Source organism: Desulfarculaceae bacterium, from assembly GCA_020444545.1.
GTDB lineage: Bacteria > Desulfobacterota > Desulfarculia > Desulfarculales > Desulfarculaceae > Desulfoferula.
In genome coordinates this window covers 82512-96745 of record JAHLKT010000004.1, presented here as the reverse complement: position 1 = coordinate 96745, position 14234 = coordinate 82512, and the positions used below count along the sequence as shown (strand labels likewise).

Sequence of the window (14234 nt, the reverse complement as noted above, 5' to 3'; positions counted from 1 at the left end):
AACTCAGAAGGAGACCACGAACAGGGTTCGCACCAGAATGTGGATGCCCACCACCATGCCCACGGTGATGAAGAACACGTTGCGGGTCTGGCGTCCTTTCCACTGGAAGCCTATGTCTATGCCCTGCTTGTTCAAGATGTTCACGATGGCCACGATGATGGCCAGCAGGATGTATAGCAGGAAGCCGTAGGACTGGCTGAGGAAGAAGGCTCCCACCATCCAGCCGCCCAGCGCGGCCTCCAAGGCCTTGGACATGGGCGCCACCCAGGGAGGCCCCCGCGTGATCCGCTCCATGGCGAAGATGTGCCGCCCGGCGGAGTAGAAGAAAGACAGCCACAGGATGGTGCCGATGAGGCCGCTTTCGGCCAGCACCAGCACGAAGGAGTTGTGTGCCGTGTGGCGGTAGCCCTGGGTGGTGAAGTTGTCGTACCCCATGCCGAACAAGGGGTTGGCCCGGAACTCGGACAGGCCGTAGGCCCAGTGGTCCAGACGGGTCTGGGCCGAGCCCGAGGAGGCGCTCACGTCGTCGAAGCGGGGCACGGCCATCAACAGGCCGAAGAGCATGACCAGCCCCACCACCGAGAAGGTCATGCCCACCCGGTGGCGCATGTAGATCCAGGCCACGAAGGCCATGGCCAGGATGCCGCCGCGAGAGCGGGTGTAGACCACGCCGGTGACCAGGGGGATCATGAAGATGACGCCGGTGATGAAGGTGTTGGATATGGATTTCTTGTGGAACGGCGGCACCAGAAAAGCCAGCATGGGCACCACGTGCAGGGCCAGGTCGTTGGGGTCGCTGAATATGCCGATGCCCCGCGCCTGCATGACCACGTCTTCGCCCACGCGGCGGGCCAGAGCCGAGGCCCCGCCCAAGCTTATGCCGGTGTAGAACTGCACGATGGCTTCGATGGACAGGAAGGTGGAGAGGATGATCATGGTCCAGATGAGGATGCGCACCTTGCGGATGCTGTCCACGGTGAGCACGATCAAATAGAACAGGATCGCCACGCGGCCGAACTTCTGGATGGTGTAGGGGAAGCCGCCCAGCCAGCCGTGACCCACCTGGGTGAGGGCCAGCCACACCCAGAACATGGCCAGCATCTTGGGGATGGGCGAATCGACCAGCTTGGACTTCTGGAACTCGCCGCTCAAAAACACGAACAGAATGGCCCCGCCGGCCACGTAGTCCATGATGGGCCAGCCCTGGATGAGGTCCCAAAACTCCTGGGGCCTGACGTAGAGGATGACCACGAACAGGAGTGTGAAGAAAAAGCTCAAGTTTCAGCTCGCTGCCGGCGGGTGTCCGGCCCGGCCCGTTTTGGTGGTCAAGGCCGCGCCGGGGCCGGGCGCGCGGGGCGTCCCGGCCGATTCGGCTTGGTGTTCAACAAAACCCTTTGATTCATGCAAAGTTGCCCGATAATGCCCGCCCCGCGCCGCCTGGGCTACTGGGGCGGCAAGATTTTCCACAGGGCCGGGATGAGCCGGGAGGCCAGCTCCTTTTGCAGGGCCAGGGAATGGGCCACGCCCCGGGGAGTGTCCATGGTCAGGCGCACCAAGGCTCCGTCGGAGCGGTTGTCCAGGATGCCGTCCAGCACCAGGCGGGCCCGGTCCATGTATTCGTCCGCCTCCACCCGGCCGCGCCCCTGATACCAATAGAGCACGCTGAGCTTGTCCAGGTTGCGGCTGAGGATCAGGTGGTTGACCGTGCAGGGGCCGTCCGGGCCTTCTACCTCCACCGCCTGGCGCGAGGATATCTGCCAGCCGTTGCCCGGCAGGCAGTGGCGGGGCGAGTGGATGATCTGCCCCTCCTGCTGCAAGGCAAAAAAGGCCACGAACACCGCGCAGATGCCTCCGCCCGGGTTGGCGTAGTTGCGTAGCAGATAGTCGGTGGGCCTTAATAGGGCGATGGTGTCCTGGTCCAGGGGCATGTCGGCCCCGATGCCCCGCCACTTGCCCAGGGCCAAGGGGAGCTGGTCCAGGGGAGCTTGCAGCTTCTGGGGAGTGACCTCCTGGCCCACCGAGATGAGCAGGGCGGCCAGCAACAGGAGAGCGGCCGCGATGAACAGCCCTTTGGTTCGGCGCTTGCTCATGCCTGACGCCTCCCTTCGGGGAAAAGCTTCTTGAGGCCCAGGGTGATGAACAGCAGGATCACGAAACCGGCCATGAACACCACCCAGCCCACGAAGTCGTGCATCACCCCTTCCAGGGTCTCGCGGCCCCAGTAGACCGCCAGGATGCCTGCGGCGGTGACCCGCAGGGCGTTGGTGAACACCGCCACCGGCGGCACCAGGAGCACCACCACCACCTTTATCCAGCGGTTGGGCAGGATAAGGTAGGCCAGGATGACCCCCACCGCCAGCAGGGAGATGAGGCTGCGGATGCCCGAGCAGGCGTCCACCACGTTCATCACCAAGTTGGGCAGGTGGATGACGTTGCCCTCCAGGTACACCGGGATGCCGAACAGGCGGATGCCCCAGGCGGCCACCTCGGCGGCGATGAGCCGGAGGGGAAAGGCCACCGCGTCGTAGAGCAGGTAGGGCAGGGGCACCATGAGGATGAGGTAGGCGAAGGCGAAGATGCTTCGCCGGGCCACCCCCCAGCCCCAGGCCAGGAACACCAGGCCCCACATCACCGGGATGAGGCTGATGCGCCGCAGATAGAATTCATGAGCCAGCTGGCCCGCCACCAGCATGAGGAGTCCGGCGCCGATGACCGCCAGGCCCAGGTAGTTGGGCCCGGCCGCCGCCTTGGCCAGCTGGTCGCGCTGGCGCCAGAGAAGATAGGCCGAGATCAAGGGGACCAAAAAGCCGTGGGAGTAGTTGGGGTCGTCCCACCAGTTGGCCACCATGCCCGCCACATGCGGAGCGTAGATCCAGGCCAGCAGGCTGAGCACCACGGCCCAGGCCAGGATGGTCAAGGGGCGCGGCGGGCCGCCGTGCCTGGCCTCGTCCGGTTGACCGCTCATCGTCCCCCCCCTCCGAACAGAATGATCTTGACGGTTTGCAGGATGATCATCACATCCATGCTAAGGCTGGAGTGCTTGATGTAGTACAGGTCGTAGTTGAGCTTCTCCAGGGCCGCGGCCACGGTGGAGCCATAGGGATAGCAGACCTGGGCCCAGCCGGTGATGCCCGGCTTCACCTTGTGGCGCTCGTTGTAAAAGGGAAGCTCCTCGGTCAGCTGCTCCACGAAATGGGGCCGCTCCGGCCGGGGCCCCACGAAGCTCATCTCCCCTTTGATCACGTTGTACATCTGGGGAATCTCGTCCAGGCGTACCTTGCGGATGAAGCGGCCCACCTTGGTTATGCGCGGGTCGTTCTCCTCGGCCCAGACCGGACCGGAGACCTTTTCGGCGTCGGCCACCATGGAGCGGAACTTGTGGGCGTAGAACAGCTTGCCGTTCTGGCCCACCCGCTGCTGGCTGTAGATCAGCGGGCCCCTGCTCTCCAGCTTGATGGCCAGGGCCACCAGGGCGGTGAAGGGCGCGGTGAGGATCAGGCCCAGTGAGGACAGGCCCAGGTCCATGGCCCGCTTGGTGAAGGTGCGCAGGCGGCTGGTGGTGAAGCCCGAGGAGAATACCAGCCAGGAGGGCCGGATGCGCTGGGCCAGGATGCGCCCGGCGATGGTCTCGTAAAAATCCTCGCCGGTGATGATGGGCACCCCCAGCATGCGGCACTCCAGGAGCTCCTTCATGGGCATGCGGCCGCGCTTTTCGTCCATGGCCACCACCACCAGGTCCACCTCCAGGTAGTTGACCAGGCCAACCAGCTCGGTGGGGTCGTGGCGGAGCTCGGCCCGGAGCAGCGAGGCCCACTGGGGCATCAGGTCCACGTCCGGTTCGTCGTCGTCCCCGGCCCGGCGGCCCCCCTCGCCCAAAATGTTCATGATGCCCACCACGTTGTACACGTTGTCCGAGCGGCCCAGGAGCTCCTCGACGATGGAGTCGGACAAAGAGCCGCCGCCCAGGATGAGCACCCGCGAGGCCAGGAAGCGCTGCCTGAGGGCCCAGCCGTAGAGCCCGCGCCAGATGAGCACCAACAGGGTGGTGATGAAAAAGCTCAGGAAAAGAATGCCGCGGCCCAGGAGCAGGCGGGGCAGGAAGTAGTAGATCACCGCCAGGCCCAGGGTGCCCACGGCCATGGCCTGGGTGACCCGGGCCACCGTCCAGATGAAGGGGCGGCTGATGCGGAAGTTGTGCAGGTCCGAGTAGTAGAAGGCGACCTGCAATACGAACGGCACCAACAGCAGGCGGTACCAGGAGTAGCGGAAGGTGAGGAGCTCGGCGGTGGTGCCCAGCCGGAAGTACACCGCCAACACCGCGCCGATCACCATTAGCAGGGACTCACCCAGGACAAAGGCGATGATGTAAGGGGAAGGCCTGCCGGAAAGGATCAGCATGTTAGGTGTTCTCTCCCTGCAAAGTGCCCAGGGCGGGAGCATCCATCACGGCGGATTTCATGTCGTTGAGCACCAGGCCCACGATCTTTTCCTCGGGCAAGGAGCGGATGCTGCGGAGCACCAGCTCCCGGTCGGTGACCCCACCCAGGACCACTACCACGATGCCCTCCACCATGCGGGCCAACACGGCGGGGTCGTCGAAAGCCTGCACCGGCGGGGTGTCCAGGAGGATGTAGCGGTCCTTGTAGCGGGAGCGCAATTCCTTGAGCAGGCCGAGCATCTTGTCCGTGGCCAGGATCTCGGCCGAGCGGTTGGATGGGCTGCCGGCCGGGATCACCGAAAGCCTGGAACGCTGATCCTCCTCCGCATGCGTGCCCACCTCCGAGCTCTTGCCCAGTTCGGACCAGTGCATGATCTCGGGAACCGGCCGGTCCCAGAGCAAAAAGTCGGTGAGCCCCGGCACCCGGGGCACCCCCAGCAGGCGGTGCTGGGCCGGTTCGTTGAGGTGACAGTCCATCACCATCACGTATTGCTGGAGCCCGCGGGCAAAGGAGATGGCCAGGTTGGCCGTGAGCAGGCTGCGCCCTTCCCGGGGGGCCGCGCTGGTGATCATGATGGTGCGCGGCGGCTCGCCGTGGAAGGGGTAGAGCAACTGGGAGCGCAGCATGTCGATGCGCTTGGCCTCGGGGCTGTTGGGCGAGTAATAGCTGACCAGCCGGGCAGCCTCCTCCGCGCCCATGGGCTTGACCGGGGGAGGGGTCAAGGGGATGTCGCCCTGCGGCTTTGGCGCTATGGGCATGTGGGCCGCGCCCTTGCGCGGGGCCTTGTCCGGGGGAGCGGGCGGCGCCGGGGCGGCCGGGGTAGCGGCGGGAGACGCCTTGGGAGGAGCAAGGGGCTTTTCCTCGACCGCCGCCTGGCGATCGTGTTCCTCCAGGTCGGCCTCCTTGAGGCTGCGGCCCTTTTTGTCCAGAACGTCGCTTAGCTTAACCATTTTTGCTTCCCATGGGGGCCGTCACGCCGGGTTTGGCCGGTCCGCCCGGACGATACAGGGGGCCCCAATCCGGGGGGCCTTCCTGCTGGTTCCCGCGTTCGGAACCCGGGAGGGGCGAGGTCAGGTCCGTGGGCATCATCAGGCGGGGCTTGGCCAGACCCAGCCGGACGGCCAGGTCGCGGCCCCATTTCTGATAGCCCACGTAGCCGCCGGCCACCAGCAGGAAAAGCACCGCCAAAAAGGCCAGGCGCCTCCAGAAGCTGCCCGGCGCCTCCTTGGACATGCTGGCCGCCATGCGCGAGAGCAGGCCGCGCTTTTTTTGCGGCGCGCCGGAGGGGGCTGCCTCCTGGGGCGGTGCGGCTTGGGCCGCCGCGACGCGGGCGGCTTCCCGGGCCTCGGCCTGGGCCGCCGCTTCGGCCTCGGCCTGGGTGTTGGCCGCGGCTTGGGCCTTGGCCAAGGCCTTGGCTTCGGCCATCTTGGCCTTTTCGGCCAGCTTATGCTCTTTTTCCTCCTGGCGCAGGGCCTTTTTCTCGACCCGGCGGGAGGACCAGCCTTGCATGAGCCCTGCCGGGTTGAAGCGCCCGGCCTTGGCCGGAGGGGCCTCCGGAGCGGCGGGTGCCGCAGGGGCGTCCGCGGTGGTGGTCGGGGCGGCCGCCTGGGCCTCTTCCGGGGCATAGGCCTCGTCCGGGGCCGGGGCGGGCTCGGGCTCCGGCTCGGGGGGCAGCAGGTCCGCGTCGCCGAAGGTCCAGCGCAGGCTGGGGTCTTCCTTGGCCGCGGCCACCACCTGGGCCAGGCCCACCTTACCCTGGTCCTGGGTGTAGGCCAGCAAAAGGGAGTCGTCGCACACCGAATTGATCAACCGAGGCACGCCCCGGGTGATGCGGCTGATGGCGCTCAGGGCCTCTTCGTCAAAGGTGTCGGGGTTGCCCCCGGCCACCTGGAGGCGGTGCTTGATGTAGCGGGCGGTTTCGTCGTCGCCCAGGGGCTTGAGCAGGTGGTAGCGCCTCAGGCGCTGGAGCAGGGAGGCGCCCCCGCTGTCCTTGATGAGCTTCAGGAGCTCGGGCTGGCCCACCAGGAAGATGTTGAGCACCCGGGGGGTGGAGTCGTCCAGGTTGCCCAGCAGGCGAAGCTCTTCCACCATTTCGGGCAACAGGCTGTGGGCCTCGTCGATGACCAACAGGATGGCCTTGCCCTGGCGGCGGCATTGCTTCATCAGGTCGTTGAGCGCCACCAGGAACTGGCCCTTGCTGCGATAGGGGCCTGGCAGGCCCAGCTCCAGGGCCATCATGTTCATGAAGTCCAGGGGCTCCACCCGGGGGTTGGTGATCACCGCCGGGATGACCCGCTCGCCCAGCTCCCTCAAGAGCGCTATGCACAGGGTGGTCTTGCCCACCCCGGGCTGGCCCAGGAGCATGGCCCAGCCCTCCTGCTCGTCGATGGCGTAGACCAGGGTGGCCAGCGCCTCGCGGTGGTCGCGGCTGAGCACGATGAAGCGCGCGCTGGGCTCCAGTGCGAAGGGCTTCTCGCGGAAATGGAAAAATTCCTCGTACATAACGCCTTTTAGGAGAAGAAGCCGACTACCATGCGTTTAAGGGCGGCCCCGCGTCCCGTGATCAGAATACCCACTATGCCCATGAGGAACATGAACAGCACGCCGAAGATGGCCCCGAATATGAGGTTTCGCCGAGTCATGGACGAGCGCTCCTCCGGGGTCTCCAAGGCGGGCACCACCAACAACACCGGCAGGCCGGTCTGGCGCTCAAGCTGGCCCACCGAGGTGTAGGAAACGTCGATGTAGCTGAGGCCGAAGGCCAGGCCCACCGAAAGGCCCAGGGCCACCAGTATGGACACCGGTATGGCCCGCTTGACCTGGGGCCGGAAGGGCGCGTCCGGCACCTGGGCGGGGTCCACCACCTCGAACTGCTCGCCGCGCTGGGTGCGCTCCATGTTGGCGGACATGCGCGCTTCCAGCCATTTGGTGTGCAGCTTCTGATAGGCGGTGTTGAGCTCGTCGTAGCCGCGCATCATGTCCTGGAGCTTCTCGGCCACCAGGGGGGCGTTGTCGATGCGCTTCTGGATTATGTCCATCTGCTCCAGCATCTTGTTCTTGCGCAGCTCGGTCTCGCGGATCTCGGTGTTGATCTGCTCGATGCGCTGCTGGAGCTTTTCGATGCTGGCCTTGCCCTTGGCCAGCTGCTCGTCCATCTTCTGGCGTTCGGCCTGGTTCTCGGTGAGCCCGGCGGCCTTGGCCGCGGCCGCCTCGCGGGCCTTCTTCTCGGCCTCCAGGGCCTCGGCCTTTTTCAGGTGCCGGAGCAGCCGCTGAATGTCCGGGTGGTCGTCGGTGTAGAAGACCCTCAGGCTCTCGATGCGCTTTTTGATGCCGTCGGGGCTGGAGTCCATCTGCTGGCTGTCGGCCGCGCCGCCGGTGCCGCCCTTGCGCCGCTGCTCGGCCTTTTGCAGCTCCAGGCCCTCGATCCAGCGCTGCCACTGGCCGATGTTCTGCTCATAGCCGTGGATGCGCACCCGGAGCGCCTGCACCTTGCCGTCCATGATGTTGGCGTCCTGGCGCGCCTGGTCCATCAGGCGGATGTTCAAGTTGCGGCTCTCGGGTAGCTCCTGGATGTGCTCCTGCTTGAAGGTGGATATCTTCTTTTCCCACTCGGTGAGCTGGCCGCGCATCCGCTTGAGCTCGCGCTCCAAGAAGCGGGCCGTGCCCACCGCGTCCTGCTCCCTGAGCCGCAGGTTGCTGTCCACGTAGAACGCGGCCAGGGCGTTGGTCACCGCGGCCACCGTGGGGGGGCTGGTGTAGAGGAAGGTGATGGTGAAGTAGTTCTTCCGGCTGATCTTGATGGTGATGTCCTTGCGCATTCGCTCGGCCAGCTCGTCGGGCGTGACCTTGTCGCGCATCTTGGGATACAGGTCGAAGCGCTCGATGATCTCGGTGAGCCGGGTGCGCGAGAGCACCTGCTGGGTGATGATCTGGAGGCGTTCCTCGATTTTAGTGGTCACGGTGGGGCGGATGATGTCGCCCGGCACCTTCTGGGGCTGCACCACCACCAGGCAGGAGGCCTCGTAAATGGGGGGCCAGAAAAGGCAATAGGCCAACCCGCCGGCCAACACCACCAGGAAGATGGGCACGATCATTACCCACCTGCGCTTGAGCAGGAATAGATAACTTTTTATGTCAATGCCGGCAGCTTCCATATCCTTACCATCTAAAAGGATAATCCGTGTACACCACTAACAATACCTGATTTTGTTGCCTGTCGTCAGCGTCGACCTCTGCGTCACGATTTAGGTAGGAATATTCGAGAGATAACCGCCAATGCTTGTAAACTTGCCAGGAATAGCGGGCGGTAAAACGATAGGAATTGACCACCCCCTGGTTGGCGGTGTCGGCTTGCAAAGGGTCTTCCTGGTAGTCGTTACGGGCGTATTCCGCCGAAAGCAAAAGGCTTTGCAGGCGGGTGACGTCGTAGTTGAAAGACAGCCCGGCCCGGTGGCTGACCGTCAAACCGCTGTTGTCGCCGAGATAGTCGAACTGTCCCAGGTCGGCGCTGGCATAGCCCCTCAGGCGCCAGCGCTTGCCCCGGTAGTTGACGTCCGCGTTGAGGGTGGGAAATCCCTGGTTGGAGGCGTTGTTGGACTGCTCGTCGCCGTTTACGTATGACCAGCCGGTGCTGAAGGTGTAGTCCAGGCGGGGGCTGACCGAGTGGGAGGTGCCCACGCTGAGGGCCGTGATCTGGTAATTGCGCGAGTTGCCCACCTGGTTGGTCTCGGTGACCGCCTGGTTGATGGTGTAGCTCAGCTCGCCCCAGACGCGCTGGGTGGGCCCCATGAGCCGGGTGAGGCGGGTGAAGGCGCGCCCCCGGTCCTCGTCCGGGGCGTCGTTGTAGTCGGTGCGCACCACGCTGCCTCCGGTCCGGAGCTCCCAATGGGGGTTCAGGCGGGTGTTCCAGGAGCCGTAGAGCCGGTTGAACAGGGAGGTCTGGGAGTTGTTGTCCTCGCCCTTGGTGTAGGTGTTGGTGTAGGCCAGCTCGATGGAGTCGAGCTGCGCGTACTTGTGGATCACCCGGACGGTGAGGCTGTTGCGGTCGATGCGCCCGGTGTCGTTGCGCACCGTGACCAGCTCGCCGTTGTCCCCCAGCTCGGCCTTGTCAAAGGTGGTGTTGAACAGGTCGTTGACCTCGATCGTCCAGCGGGGGGAGTCCTGGTACTTGTAGATGACCCCCGCCGCCGCGCTGTCGAATCCGTTCAGGTCTTCCAGTTCCAGGTAGTGGGCGTACATGACGTTTCCGAACAGGGTCAGCTCCTGCTCGTGCCATTTCCACTGCCCCCGGAGGCCGGGTCCGGCCTTGAGGTAAAAGTCGCTGCGCGGCACCTGGGTCAGGCGCACGTTGTCGCTGTAGCCGAAGGTCACGTTGACCGAGGGGGTGATGATCGCCGCCCGGGCCGGGGGGCCGGGCAGGGCCAGCAAGAGCGAAACCAGGCACAACCCCGCCGCGATAAAAAACAAAAGCGCCTTGTAAGGCGCTCGTTTGGCTGGGCGGGGGTTAATTTGCATTAAGCCGGACCATGGCTGGCGGGCCTCGGGGCGGCCCGCCTTAAGGGACGACTATGATGTCGCCCGGTTGCAGGATTATGTTCTGCTCCCGTTTCTCCCCCTCGATCACCTCGGAGTACTCGAAGGGGAAGCGTATCTGACGGGGGCCCACACCCCGCAGGATGAAGGTGTCGTCCTTGTCGGCCCACTCGTTGAAGCCGCCGGCCATGGCCAGGGCCTGCAACACATCGGTGGGCTTTAGCATCTGGTAGGTGCCCTGCTTTTCCACGTTGCCCACCAGGCTGAACTCGTAGTGGCGGGGGTTGGTGAGCACCACGTAGACCTGGGGGGCCTCCAGGAAGTGGCTGAGCGCCTTGGTGATGCGGTACTTGAGCTGCATGAGGGTGAGGCCGGCGGCCATGATGTCGTCGGTGAGCGGCATGGAGATGCGGCCGTCCGGGCGCACCAACACGTCCTTGCGGGTGAGCATGTCCTCCCGCCAGGTGATGATTTCCAAAAGGTCGCTGGGTCCTATACGGTAGATGGGTTCTTTTTGGGCCACCGGCTCCTTTTGCACCGCCGGTTTGGCGGCCAGGGCCGGGGCGGACCAGGCCGCCGCCAGAGCCACCAAAACCACCAGGGCCAGGATGCTCGACCTGAAGAAGCTTCGACCTGTGATCAAACTCATGGCAACAGCCTCGCCGGGGCCAATGCCGGGCCCCTTTTTGGGAAACGCCGCTACGTCTTTATACCTGTTTTTGTTTATTGATTTCAAGAATTAAATGCGTTCGGGCCGAGGTTGACTGGGCCCCGTAAGCGCCGTATTATCTACAGGCGAAAGAGATCAAATCAGGAGGTGAAATCATGCTGCGAGCCCGGGTGTGGCTCACCTGCGCGGCCATGTTGGACCCGGTGTCGCCGGTGCTGGTGGAGCCCTGCCGCATCGGTTGGGAGGCCCAACGGAGACAGGTGGACCTGGTGATCGAAAGGCCCTTGAAAGGCCCCGAACTGCTGGCCCGCATGAAGGGCTGGGTCACGGTTGACGTGGCCAAAGCTAATGAAATCTTTGCAAAACACGGCCGGCTCAAGCTGCTGGACGAGCGTGAGCTGGTGGTGGAATGCGAGGGCGCCGAGCAGTTGGTGGACCTGGAGCGGGAGCTGGCCGAGGCCTTCGGCGACCAGGTGAACCTGGAGTACGACCGCTAGATATTGCGGCCGCCGGACGCCCCTATACAATATGAAAGGCCCTCCCGAGGGAGGGCCTTGTTCTTTGCCGAAATCGGGCCGGGAGGCTAAAGCTTTTCGCTGGCCTCTTTCACCGCGCCTTCCACCAAGGCGCGAATTTCTTCCAAGCGGGCCTCGCTCTGGGCCTCGAACCTGAGCACCAGGGCGGGCTGGGTGTTGGAGGCGCGCACCAGGCCCCAGCCGTCCGGGAAGTTGACCCTGACCCCGTCCACGTCGATGACCTCGTAATCCGGCGAGAGCTTTGCCTTGACTTCCTCCACCACCTTGAACTTAATGTCGTCCGGGCACTCCACCCGAATCTCCGGGGTGGAGACCACCGGCGGCATGTCGGCCAGCCAGGCGGAGAGCGGCTCCTTGCTGTCGGCCAGGAGCTCGCAGAAGCGCAAGGCCGCGTAGATGCCGTCGTCAAAGCCGAACCAGCGGTGCTTGAAGAACATGTGGCCGCTCATCTCGCCGGCCAACAGGGCCCCGGTCTCGGCCATCTTCTGCTTGATCAGGCTGTGGCCGGTGCGCCACATCAGGGCCTGGCCGCCGTGCTTCTCGATGTCGTCGTAGAGGTTTTTGGAGCACTTGACCTCGCCGATGAACAGGGCGCCGGGGTGCTCCTTGAGGATGCTGCGGGCGAAGATGGCCAGGAGCATGTCGCCGAAGATGATCTGGCCCTTTTCATCCACCACGCCCACCCGGTCGCAGTCGCCGTCAAAGGCCACCCCGGCCTCCAGCTTGTGCTCGCGCACCGCGGCGATGAGGTCCACCAGGTTTTTGGGCACCGTGGGGTCGGCCCCGTGGTTGGGGAAGGTGCCGTCCATATCGCAATAGAGCGGGATCACCTCGATGCCCAGGCGCTTCATGATGGGCAGCACGATGGGCCCGGCGGTGCCGTTGCCGCTGTCTATGGCGATCTTGAGCGGCCGCGAGATGTTGATGTGCTCCACCAGGTAGTCGCTGTAGGGGGTCACCGCGTCGACTTCCTCGCGGGAGCCTTCGCCTGTGGTGAACTGGCCCGCCTCGGCGATGTCGTAGAGCTTCCGGATCTCCTCGCCGTGGATGGTGCTCTTGCCGATCATCACCTTGAAGCCGTTGTACTCGCCCGGGTTGTGGCTGGCGGTGATCATCACTCCACCGTCGGTCTCGAAGTGGAACACCGAGTAGTAGAGCACCGGGGTGGTGACCACGCCGATGTCCATGACCAGGCGGCCGGTGGACAATAGACCCTCCATCAGGAGGTCGCGGTAGCGGTCGGCGCTCAGGCGGCAGTCGCGGCCCAGGCAGATGCGCTTGACCCCCTTGCCCTCCATGTAGGTGCCGATGGCCTTGCCCAGGAGCACCACGTCGGCGTCGACGATCTCTTTGTCCACCACGCCCCGGATGTCGTATTCGCGGAAAATGTTGGGATTCATGCTTGCCTCGTCCTTTTGGCCGGGGCGGGCGCGACGGCGTCAGGCAGCCGCCGGAGCCCAGGCCTGATAGATCTTCAGTTGTCGCGCGGCGCTAAGGCGGGCCGGGGCCAGGCCGGCGGGCAACAGCCAGCACTGGCCGGGCCTCAGGGCCTGGTCCGGGTGCTCGCCGCCCGGGAAGCTCAGGCGGGCCGACCCCCGCGCCACCAGCAGTAGGCCGGGCCCTTGCCCGTCCCGGGCCAGGGGCGCCGAGCCGTTGAGTTCATATTCTAGCAGCCCGAAGGAGCTGTTTTGCACCAGCAACTCGCGGCGGCCTTTTTCGGCGGGAAGGGGCCGGGGGGCCAGGGGGCGGCCGGGGTGGGTCAGCTTGAGCGCCTCCATGCCCTTGGCGTGGTGCAGGGGGCGGGGATTGGCCGGGTCCTGGGCGCGGTCCCAGTCGTAGAGGCGGTAGGTCACGTCCGAGGCCTGCTGCACCTCCAGGAAGAACACCCCCGGCCCGGCGGTGTGCAGCGTGCCTCCGGGCACGGTGAAGGTGTCGCCCGCGCCGGCGGGCACGTGGGCCACCAGTTCCTGCAAGCCGCCCTGCTCCAGGGCGCGGGCCACGTCGGCCCGCTTGACCCCGCGCCTCAGCCCGTGCACCAGCTCGGCCCCTGGTCGGGCGGCCAGGATGTGCCAGGCCTCGCTCTTGCCCCAGGGCTCGCTCTCCAGGCGGGCGGCCAGGGCGTCGTTCGGGTGCACCTGCACCGAGAGCCACTGGTCCACGTTCAAAAGCTTTAGCAGCAGGGGGAAGCCGCCCGAAACCCCGGGGCCCAGGATGTACTCGGGCCAGCGGGCCACCAGCTTGTCCAGGCCCTGGCCGGCCAGGGGCCCCACGGCCACGGGGGTTACGTGCAAGCGGTCCGAGGCCAGCCACACCTCGCCGGTCATGGGCGGGGGGGCGTAGAGCTTTTGCCAGGCGGCGGGGAATTGGGCGGGCGCCCAGACCTTGGGCAAAAACACCGGCTCCAGGCGCAGGGCTCCGCAGGGGGCTCTCAACGCGGGCCCTCCTGCTTGGCCGCCCTGCCGCCCAGGTGCTTGACGATCCAGAAGCCGCCCACCAGGAGCACGAAGAAGGCCACCGCGATCCAGGTGAAGTACTCCTTGACCCAGACCTGGATGGCCGGGCCGAAGAAATAGAAGATAAGACCCAGGGCGTAGAAGCGCGCCCCCCGGCTGAGGATGGAAGCCAGCACGAAGCGGGGGAAGTTGAGGGCGAAGACCCCGGCGGTGATGGTGAAGAGCTTGTAGGGCAAAGGCGTGAGCCCCGCCGCGCCCACGGCCCACACGTCGTAGCGGCGGTAGTAGTCCTCCACCAGCTTGATCTTGTCTTCGGAGAACCAGCGGAACATGAGGGGGCGGCCGCCCTTGATGCCGATGAAATAGCCGAACATGCCCCCCACCACCGAGGCCACGGTGCAGATGGTGGCGAACCACAGGCTGCTGGCCGGGTCGGCGGCGCACAGGGCCATGAGCAGCACGTCGGGCGGGATGGGGAAAAAGGAGCTTTCCGCAAAGGCCAGGGCGAACAGGGCCCATACCCCATAAGGGGTGTAGGCGAAATGGGCCACCCAGGCCACCAGGTCCTTCATCCACTCCATGGCTTAGCCCGCCACTGCCGGAA

13 protein-coding genes are annotated in these 14234 nt (G+C 65.3%); 1 reads left to right on the top strand and 12 read right to left on the bottom strand.

Going from position 1 to position 14234, the window contains the following annotated elements:
* Nucleotides 1-3: 3 nt before the first annotated feature.
* From KQH53_12315 to KQH53_12275, 9 genes are all read right to left on the bottom strand, one after another.
* Nucleotides 4-1278, bottom strand: coding sequence for an O-antigen ligase family protein (locus KQH53_12315; GenBank protein MCB2227454.1), 1275 nt, complete (start codon nt 1276-1278; stop codon nt 4-6).
* A gap of 164 nt (nt 1279-1442) precedes the next feature.
* A complete protein-coding gene (locus tag KQH53_12310; protein ID MCB2227453.1) occupies nt 1443-2090 on the bottom strand; it encodes an EpsI family protein in 648 nt (215 codons plus the stop codon).
* Nucleotides 2087-2965: an exosortase gene (gene xrt, locus KQH53_12305; protein MCB2227452.1), complete on the bottom strand. Its 879-nt coding sequence runs from the start codon at nt 2963-2965 to the stop codon at nt 2087-2089. The genes KQH53_12310 and xrt overlap by 4 nt, the downstream gene beginning before the upstream one ends.
* The gene (locus KQH53_12300) at nt 2962-4398 is read right to left on the bottom strand and encodes a TIGR03013 family PEP-CTERM/XrtA system glycosyltransferase (GenBank protein ID MCB2227451.1); all 1437 of its coding nucleotides are present in this window, start codon (nt 4396-4398) and stop codon (nt 2962-2964) included. The genes xrt and KQH53_12300 overlap by 4 nt, the downstream gene beginning before the upstream one ends.
* Before the next feature lies 1 nt (nt 4399).
* On the bottom strand, nt 4400-5389 hold the full coding sequence (locus KQH53_12295; GenBank protein MCB2227450.1) for a hypothetical protein: 990 nt from the start codon (nt 5387-5389) through the stop codon (nt 4400-4402).
* Entirely contained in the window at nt 5382-6941 is a 1560-nt protein-coding gene (locus tag KQH53_12290) for an AAA family ATPase (protein ID MCB2227449.1), read from the bottom strand. Before KQH53_12290 ends, KQH53_12295 begins: the two co-directional genes overlap by 8 nt.
* 8 nt (nt 6942-6949) lie before the next feature.
* Nucleotides 6950-8593, bottom strand: coding sequence for a hypothetical protein (locus tag KQH53_12285; GenBank protein MCB2227448.1), 1644 nt, complete (start codon nt 8591-8593; stop codon nt 6950-6952).
* 4 nt (nt 8594-8597) lie between these two features.
* A complete protein-coding gene (locus tag KQH53_12280) occupies nt 8598-9905 on the bottom strand; it encodes an outer membrane beta-barrel protein (GenBank protein MCB2227447.1) in 1308 nt (435 codons plus the stop codon).
* 88 nt (nt 9906-9993) lie between these two features.
* A complete protein-coding gene (locus KQH53_12275; GenBank protein ID MCB2227446.1) occupies nt 9994-10620 on the bottom strand; it encodes a polysaccharide export protein in 627 nt (208 codons plus the stop codon).
* 176 nt (nt 10621-10796) lie between these two features.
* Here KQH53_12275 and KQH53_12270 point away from each other — a divergent pair, with 176 nt between their 5' ends.
* The gene (locus tag KQH53_12270) at nt 10797-11138 is read left to right on the top strand and encodes a hypothetical protein (protein ID MCB2227445.1); all 342 of its coding nucleotides are present in this window, start codon (nt 10797-10799) and stop codon (nt 11136-11138) included.
* Between the two features lie 86 nt (nt 11139-11224).
* Here KQH53_12270 and KQH53_12265 read toward each other — a convergent pair whose 3' ends face one another.
* From KQH53_12265 to KQH53_12255, 3 genes are read right to left on the bottom strand one after another with little or no spacing between them, the layout of a single operon-like run.
* Complete coding sequence (locus tag KQH53_12265; GenBank protein ID MCB2227444.1) at nt 11225-12577, bottom strand: phosphomannomutase/phosphoglucomutase; 1353 nt, start codon at nt 12575-12577, stop codon at nt 11225-11227.
* A 39-nt stretch (nt 12578-12616) separates the two neighbouring features.
* Nucleotides 12617-13609 carry a class I mannose-6-phosphate isomerase gene (locus KQH53_12260; protein ID MCB2227443.1) on the bottom strand — a complete coding sequence of 331 codons (993 nt, stop codon included), beginning with the start codon at nt 13607-13609 and terminating at the stop codon, nt 12617-12619.
* Complete coding sequence (locus KQH53_12255) at nt 13606-14211, bottom strand: DedA family protein (GenBank protein ID MCB2227442.1); 606 nt, start codon at nt 14209-14211, stop codon at nt 13606-13608. Before KQH53_12255 ends, KQH53_12260 begins: the two co-directional genes overlap by 4 nt.
* Nucleotides 14212-14234 lie beyond the last annotated feature (23 nt).

Excerpts from the sequence above, each read along its gene's own strand:
- KQH53_12290 (MCB2227449.1), bottom strand. The coding sequence starts at position 6,941 with ATGTACGAGGAATTTTTCCATTTCCGCGAGAAGCCCTTCGCACTGGAG.
- KQH53_12285 (MCB2227448.1), bottom strand. The coding sequence starts at position 8,593 with ATGGAAGCTGCCGGCATTGACATAAAAAGTTATCTATTCCTGCTCAAG.
- KQH53_12270 (MCB2227445.1), top strand. The coding sequence starts at position 10,797 with ATGCTGCGAGCCCGGGTGTGGCTCACCTGCGCGGCCATGTTGGACCCG.
- KQH53_12275 (MCB2227446.1), bottom strand. The coding sequence starts at position 10,620 with ATGAGTTTGATCACAGGTCGAAGCTTCTTCAGGTCGAGCATCCTGGCC.
- KQH53_12310 (MCB2227453.1), bottom strand. The coding sequence starts at position 2,090 with ATGAGCAAGCGCCGAACCAAAGGGCTGTTCATCGCGGCCGCTCTCCTG.
- KQH53_12255 (MCB2227442.1), bottom strand. The coding sequence starts at position 14,211 with ATGGAGTGGATGAAGGACCTGGTGGCCTGGGTGGCCCATTTCGCCTAC.
- KQH53_12265 (MCB2227444.1), bottom strand. The coding sequence starts at position 12,577 with ATGAATCCCAACATTTTCCGCGAATACGACATCCGGGGCGTGGTGGAC.
- xrt (MCB2227452.1), bottom strand. The coding sequence starts at position 2,965 with ATGAGCGGTCAACCGGACGAGGCCAGGCACGGCGGCCCGCCGCGCCCC.
- KQH53_12300 (MCB2227451.1), bottom strand. The coding sequence starts at position 4,398 with ATGCTGATCCTTTCCGGCAGGCCTTCCCCTTACATCATCGCCTTTGTC.
- KQH53_12295 (MCB2227450.1), bottom strand. The coding sequence starts at position 5,389 with ATGGTTAAGCTAAGCGACGTTCTGGACAAAAAGGGCCGCAGCCTCAAG.